Source organism: Streptomyces sp. SKN60, from assembly GCF_026236535.1.
Taxonomy (GTDB): domain Bacteria; phylum Actinomycetota; class Actinomycetes; order Streptomycetales; family Streptomycetaceae; genus Streptomyces.
Genome location: NZ_JAHTMW010000046.1, coordinates 1 through 6,538 on the forward strand (window position 1 = coordinate 1; position 6,538 = coordinate 6,538).

The window sequence follows — 6,538 nt, forward strand, 5'->3', positions numbered from 1 at the left end:
CAGTGGACGTCCACCAGCGCCGGTGAGCTCAGGGTCTACGGCAACAAGTGCCTGGACGCCGCCGGCACCGGCAACGGTACCAAGGTCCAGATCTACAGCTGCTGGGGCGGCGACAACCAGCGCTGGACCCGCACCTGACCATCACTCAGTTCGTCGCACGCTCGGGACGAGAGCGTGTGGTGCCCCCCACCTGGAATCGAGGTACCGTCATGCGCCGCCGAATCCGCGCCCTCGCGGCAGCGTTCATCGCACTGCCGCTGGCACTCGCCGTCGCGCCGTCCGCCCACGCGGCCGACCCGACCACCATGACCAGCGGGTTCTATGTGGACCCGAACTCGAGCGCGAAGTCGTGGGTCGCGGCCAACCCCGGTGACGGCCGGGCCGCCGCGATCAACACGTCCCTCGCCAACACGCCCATGGCGCACTGGTTCGGCTCCTGGAGCGGCACCATCGGCACCGCCACGGGCGCGTACGCCGGGGCGGCGGACTCCCGGGACAAGCTGCCCATCCTGGTCGCCTACAACATCTACCACCGCGACTCCTGCGGCGGGCATTCCGGAGGGGGAGCCGCCTCACCGTCCGCCTACGCGAGTTGGATCGCGCAGTTCGCCGGCGGGATCGCCAACCGCCCGGCCGTCGTCATCCTCGAACCGGACTCCCTCGCGGACTACGGCTGCCTGACCCAGGATCAGATCCGCGAGCGACAGGGCATGATCAGCGGCGCCCTCGCCGAGTTCAACCGCCAGGCACCGAACACCTGGGTCTACCTCGACGCCGGCAACTCCGGCTGGGTGAGCGCCGGGACCATGGCCCAGCGGCTCCACGAAGCCGGTCTGCGCCAGGCCCACGGCTTCTCCCTCAACGTCTCCAACTACTTCACCACCGCCCAGAACACCGCCTACGGCAACGCCGTCAACGGCGAACTGGCCGCCCGCTACGGCTACACCAAGCCGTTCGTCGTCGACACCAGCCGCAACGGCAACGGCTCCAACGGCGAGTGGTGCAACGCGGCCGGCCGCCGCATCGGCACGCCCACCCAGCTGGGCGGCGGCGCCGAGATGCTGCTGTGGATCAAGGCCCCGGGCGAGTCCGACGGCAACTGCGGCGTCGGAACCGGCTCCACGGCCGGACAGTTCCTCCCCGAGGTCGCCTACAAGATGATCTACGGCTACTGACCTCGGGGACTCCTGCGGCCCAGGTCAGCACACCCGACCCCGCGCCTTCAGCTGGGTCGGGGGCACCTCCGGAGCGTCCAGGCGGGGGCCGGCGTAGCCGACGACCTCGCCGAAGCGGTCGCCGGTCATCCACGCGTCGCGTGCGGCGCGGATCTCCTCGTCCGTGCGGCCCACGAAGTTCCACCACCACGTGATCAGTCGACGTTTCCGCAGGTCAACGCCTATCGATTCCCTCAAAGTCAGCAAAAGTCAGCATCGGCGCGCCCCTGGGAAGGCCGATCCGCCGCCACTCCCCCATCCCGCAGAGCCGGCGTCACAACCGTCAGCGAGAGTGTCGCGAGTTCGGTCTGAGGGGGAGACCGAGCCGCTGGCTTGGGGGACTCGTGGGCCTGGCTTGGGTCGAGGGCCCGCCTTGAGCGCAATCCGGACGCGGCCCCGCGCTATGAGCGCCGCCGGCTGGGAGGTGGCCGGGCGCGGCTGGAGCTGGGCGGAGGGCGCCGAACGCCCCCCGCATGATGAGCGTCGGCATGCACGGCCAGATCATCGGCCGGCCCGGCCGCTTCGCGCGCTCGGCGGGGTGGGGCGGGGTCGCCACGCGTGAACAGATCGCCCGGCACCGGCTGGCCACGCACCCGCCGCGGCTCGCAGAGAAGATCACGTGTGGAGGCCACGGGCAACGGCTCCCGGACCGGGCACAGCCCATGAGGGAACCGCCTCTCCGTCTGGAGGTGGTGCTGTGACCTGCGCCACGCCAAGGTGGCCGACGAACCGTCGCGGGCGCCTCTGGCTGGCGAGGCGGGCCCCACGTACCATGCCCCTACGAGAAGGGCTCCGACATGAGCGGTCACGGTGAGCGCGAGCAGGAGGTCCTGGAAGGCCTGGACCAGCTCTTCCGTCTGGACACGGAGCGTGAGCAGCGGCTCAGTCTCCTCGACACACACGCGGTGCTGCGCGCCCTCGCCGACCGCGTACGCCGTGAGCACGGCTTCGACATCGCCCTCGCCGGCCTGGTCGAGGACGGTGACCTGGTGTTGCGCATCTGGGCGGGAACCCAGCACGACGCCCTCCACGACCTGCCCATCCCCCTGGGTCTCGGTGTGGGCGGCCGGGTCGCCGCCGTCGGCCGACCGGTGGTCGTCGGCGACTACTGCCGCTCCGACCGGATCACGCATGATTTCGACTCCCAGGTCAGCCGGGAGCGGGTCACCGGCATGGTCGGGCTGCCGATCGGCAGCGGGACGGCACGGGGCGTGATCTACGGTGCCCAGCGGAATGCGACGGAGATCAGCGACAGGACCGTCGACGCCCTGGGACGGATGTCCCGCCTCGCGACGCTCGCTGTGGACGTGGCCGACGGCGCCGCCACGCTCGCCGACACCTCGGTGGCGGCGGAGAGGCGGCGGATCGCCGAGTCCTTGCACGACAGCGTCGGCGCGATGCTTTTCGGCATCGGTTCCTCCCTGCGCCAGCTGCAGACCGAGGCACGCGAGACTCCGCATGTCGCCCAGCGGCTCGCCGCGATCGAGCACCAGTTGTCGCTGGCGGGCAGCACGCTGCGCGAGTCCGTCTCCCGGCTGCACGACGCACGGTCCGACCGTGACCCCGGCCGCCTGGCGGCCGATGTCGCGGTGTCCGTGCAGAGTTTTCAGCTCCGTACGGGCATCCCCGCGAGCTTCGTCCCGGTCGGTCTTGCGCCTGATCTCGACCCCGAGCGACGGGCGGTCCTGGTCCGCGCGGTGGACGAGGCGCTGCTCAACGTGGAGAAGCACGCCCGGGCCCGGTCCGTGGTCGTCACGCTCGCCGCCTACGACGGCAGTGTGAGCGTCGCCGTCATGGACGACGGCGTGGGCCGCCCCGAACCGGACGAGAGCCCGGACGACCAGGTGAAGGGCCCTGCCGGGACGGCGGACGGGGGCCCGGCGGCTCGTGGCACCGGCGCGGGGCTGCCCGCCCTGCGCACCCGGGTGGAGCGGCTCGGCGGCTCGCTGCGGCTGGTGCGGGAGGAGGACGGCACGACGCTGCGGTGCGATGTGCCGCTCCCGCGGCCGTCGGAGTCCTGACGGCCGCTTCGTACCGGCGGGTCCGGGCCCTCCCGTCCGGGCGAGGTCAGAGCAGATGCTCCTCCCGGGCCCGCCGTACCGCCTCCACCCGGTTACGGGCGCCCAGCTTCTGCATGGCCGTCTGCAGGTAGGTCTTGACGGTGTTGCGGGCCAGGCCGAGATCCTCGGCGATCTCGGGGTTCGTCTTGCCGGTCGCGGCCAGCCGTACGACCTCGTACTCGCGTCGGCTCAGGGACAGTTGGAACAGACGGGCCTGGAGCATCGCCCCGCCCGACTCCTTCAGACGCGGGTCCACCACCCGGACTCCCGCGGCGATGCGCCGCAGCTGCTCCACGAGGTCCGTGTGAGTGACGTCCTTGAGCAGACAGCCATGGGCGCCGGCCGACATGGCCGCGTCCAGCGCCGCGTGGTCCTCGAATGCGGTGAAGATCACGACGCGGGTGGCCGGCGAAACGGCGAGCACGCGCGGCAGCGCCTCGCTCCCGAGCATGTCGGGGAGCCTGAGGTCCAGCAGGACGACGTCCGGCCGGAGCGCGGCGGCCAGCTCGATCCCCTCGCGCGCCGTACGGGCCGAGCCCACGACCTCCAGGTCGGGGGCGTCACGGACGAGCGAGCGGACTCCGTCGCAGACTACGGGATGGTCGTCGACGATGAGCAGCCGCACGGTTTGTCCTGCGGAAACATGTACCACGTTGATGAACTCTCCTCTCCACCTGGAGGAACCGGAACGGGCCAGGGGGATGAAATATCGGGGTGACGGTACCGAAACATCAAGGAGATGGGCCATGGGCTCGGTCGATGACTTCCTTTCCGCCCGCGAGGTGCTGCTGCGCCATCGGGTCGACTACGACACCGCACGCCGTGAGTTCGAGTGGCCGCGGCCGACGACGTTCAACTGGGCCCTCGACTACTTCGACCGTATCGCCGAGGGCAACGACCGGCGCGCACTGTGGGTCGTGGACGAGGACGGCGGCGAGCAGACGCGCACGTTCGCCGAGCTGTCCCGGCGCTCGAGCCAGGTCGCCAATCACCTGAGGGCCCTCGGCCTGCGGCGCGGGGACCGGGTCCTCGTCATGCTCGGCAACGTCCCCGAACTGTGGGAGGTCATGCTCGGCGCGATCAAGCTCGGCGTCGTGGTCATCCCGGCCACGCTGCTCCTCAGCCCTGACGATCTGGCCGACCGGCTGGACCGCGGGCAGGTGCGTGCCGTGATCGCCGCCGAGGACGTCACGGAGCGCTTCGCGGGTCTGGCGGGGGCGGAGCTGCGGATCGCCGTCGGAGCGGGCACGCCCGCGGGCTGGCAGCGGTACGCTGCGGTCGACACCGCCGCGGAGGGCTTCACGCCGGACGGCGAGACGCAGGCGGACGACCCGATGTTCCTGTACTTCACCTCGGGGACGACTTCGAAGCCGAAGCTGGTGGAGCACAGCCACACCTCGTATCCGATCGGTCATCTGTCCACCATGTACTGGATCGGGCTCCAGCCCGGCGATGTGCATCTGAACATCTCGTCCCCCGGCTGGGCGAAGCACGCCTGGAGCAACCTGTTCGCGCCCTGGAACGCCGAGGCCACGGTGCTCGTGTTCAACTACGGCCGCTTCGACGCCACCCAGCTGCTCGACGTTCTGGTCCGCTGCGAGGTGACCACCATGTGCGCCCCTCCCACAGTGTGGCGCATGCTCATCCAGACGGACCTGGAAAAGTACGACGTCAAGCTGCGCGAGCTGGTCGGCGCCGGGGAGCCCCTCAACCCGGAGGTCATCGACCAGGTCCGCAAGGCCTGGAACCTCACCATCCGTGACGGCTTCGGACAGACCGAGACGACCGCCCAGATCGGCAACACCCCCGGCCAGCCGCTCAAGCCCGGTTCGATGGGCCGCCCCCTCCCCGGCTACCACATCGCGCTCCTCGACCCGGAGGGCAATCCGGCCGGAGAGGGCGAGATCGGCCTCGACCTGGCCCGTCGCCCGGCCGGCCTGATGCGCGGCTACCGCGACGACGAGGAGCGCACCACCGAGGCCATGCGCGGCGGCTTCTACCGCACCGGGGACGTCGCCTCGCAGGACGCCGACGGCTACGTCACGTACGTGGGCCGCGCCGACGACGTGTTCAAGGCGAGCGACTACCGGATCTCCCCGTTCGAGCTGGAGAGCGTCCTGATCGAGCACCCTGCGGTCGCAGAGGCCGCCGTGGTGCCGTCGCCGGACCCGGTGCGCCTCGCCGTCCCCAAGGCGTTCGTGATCCTCACCGGCGACCAGGAGCCGAGCCCGGAACTCGCCCGCGACATCCTGCGGTTCACCCGCGACCGGCTCAGCGCCTACAAGCGCATCCGCCGCCTGGAGTTCGCCGACCTGCCCAAGACCATCTCGGGCAAGATCCGGCGGGTCGAGCTGCGTGGGCAGGAGCAGCAGCGCGACGAGCAGCGCCGCCCGAACGAGTACTGGGAGTCGGACTTCCCCGACCTCAAGGGCTGACCCCCCGAGAACGCACCGCGCCCGCGGCCGCCCCGCTCCATGAGCATCGGGCGGCCGCGGGCACGGCTGTGCGTGGACGGAAGGGGACTTGTGGGATCGTCAGCTCGGCTTCGTGCCGTGGGCGGTCGCGGCGAGCCTCGCCGTGTCGACCCGTACGAAGACGGAGTCGCCGACATCGACCGGCGTCTCGCCCGCGTGAATCTCGCAGATCACCCGGCTCTTGCGGGCCAAGGGGCCGTCGACACGGGCGGTGAGGGTCAGCTCCGCTCCCATCGGTGTCGGCTTGAGGTACTTGACTCCGAGTTCGCCCGTCACGCACTCGATGCGCGGCAGGCTGTCGGGCTCACGGCCTTCGGCACGGTAGTGGTACGCCATCGCCGTCCAATTCGAATGGCAGTCGACCAGCATCGCCAGGAAGCCGCCGTACACAAGGCCCGGCCACCCCGTGTACTGCGGGTCGGGCAGATGGGTGCAGCGTACGTGGACGCCGTCCGGGTCCCAGTGGCTGAGAATCCGCAGGCCGGTCGGATGCGCGCTTCCGCACCCGAAGCAGACGCCGTCGGGCGCTGCCAGGTCCTGCAGCGGTGTGGCTTCCAAGGTACACATCCCTCTCTTGTACAGGTCGTCCTCGTGCCTGATCACATCGCAAAGGCCCGGCGTCCGGCACCCCCGAACAGGGGGCACTTGGAACACCGGGCCTCCGGGCGGCGGATCAGCCCTTGCGGGACTTCACCTCTTCGGTGAGCTGCGGGACGACGTCGAACAGGTCGCCGACCACGCCGTAGTCGACCAGGTCGAAGATCGGCGCCTCGGCGTCCTTGTTGATCGC

General features: G+C 70.6%; 6 protein-coding genes and 2 pseudogenes. 4 read left to right on the forward strand and 4 right to left on the reverse strand.

The annotated features are described in order from the left end of the window. Both KV205_RS35815 and KV205_RS35820 read left to right on the forward strand, forming a co-directional pair. A pseudogene (locus KV205_RS35815) lies at positions 1–126 on the forward strand (ricin-type beta-trefoil lectin domain protein); the annotation flags it as partial. An 83-nt stretch (positions 127–209) separates the two neighbouring features. Then, on the forward strand, positions 210–1,175 hold the full coding sequence (locus tag KV205_RS35820) for a glycoside hydrolase family 6 protein (RefSeq protein ID WP_265869225.1): 966 nt from the start codon (positions 210–212) through the stop codon (positions 1,173–1,175). A gap of 24 nt (positions 1,176–1,199) precedes the next feature. Here the strand turns inward: KV205_RS35820 and KV205_RS35825 are convergent, their stop codons facing one another. Next, positions 1,200–1,349 carry a pirin gene (locus KV205_RS35825; protein ID WP_374214783.1) on the reverse strand — a complete coding sequence of 50 codons (150 nt, stop codon included), beginning with the start codon at positions 1,347–1,349 and terminating at the stop codon, positions 1,200–1,202. Between the two features lie 662 nt (positions 1,350–2,011). On the opposite strand from KV205_RS35825, the gene KV205_RS35830 reads away from it, so the two are divergent. Next, the gene (locus KV205_RS35830) at positions 2,012–3,235 is read left to right on the forward strand and encodes an ATP-binding protein (protein ID WP_265869227.1); all 1,224 of its coding nucleotides are present in this window, start codon (positions 2,012–2,014) and stop codon (positions 3,233–3,235) included. A gap of 46 nt (positions 3,236–3,281) precedes the next feature. Here the strand turns inward: KV205_RS35830 and KV205_RS35835 are convergent, their stop codons facing one another. Next, the gene (locus KV205_RS35835) at positions 3,282–3,899 is read right to left on the reverse strand and encodes a response regulator transcription factor (protein ID WP_265869229.1); all 618 of its coding nucleotides are present in this window, start codon (positions 3,897–3,899) and stop codon (positions 3,282–3,284) included. A gap of 121 nt (positions 3,900–4,020) precedes the next feature. Between KV205_RS35835 and KV205_RS35840 the strand changes: the two genes are divergently transcribed. Next, entirely contained in the window at positions 4,021–5,709 is a 1,689-nt protein-coding gene (locus tag KV205_RS35840; RefSeq protein ID WP_265869230.1) for an AMP-binding protein, read from the forward strand. A gap of 99 nt (positions 5,710–5,808) precedes the next feature. Here KV205_RS35840 and KV205_RS35845 read toward each other — a convergent pair whose 3' ends face one another. Together KV205_RS35845 and KV205_RS35850 are read right to left on the reverse strand one after the other, a co-directional pair. Further along, complete coding sequence (locus KV205_RS35845) at positions 5,809–6,306, reverse strand: PaaI family thioesterase (RefSeq protein WP_265869231.1); 498 nt, start codon at positions 6,304–6,306, stop codon at positions 5,809–5,811. A 115-nt stretch (positions 6,307–6,421) separates the two neighbouring features. Further along, positions 6,422–6,538, reverse strand: a pseudogene (locus KV205_RS35850) (electron transfer flavoprotein subunit alpha/FixB family protein); the annotation flags it as partial.

Excerpts from the sequence above, each read along its gene's own strand:
- KV205_RS35820 (WP_265869225.1), top strand. The coding sequence starts at position 210 with ATGCGCCGCCGAATCCGCGCCCTCGCGGCAGCGTTCATCGCACTGCCG.
- KV205_RS35830 (WP_265869227.1), top strand. The coding sequence starts at position 2,012 with ATGAGCGGTCACGGTGAGCGCGAGCAGGAGGTCCTGGAAGGCCTGGAC.
- KV205_RS35840 (WP_265869230.1), top strand. The coding sequence starts at position 4,021 with ATGGGCTCGGTCGATGACTTCCTTTCCGCCCGCGAGGTGCTGCTGCGC.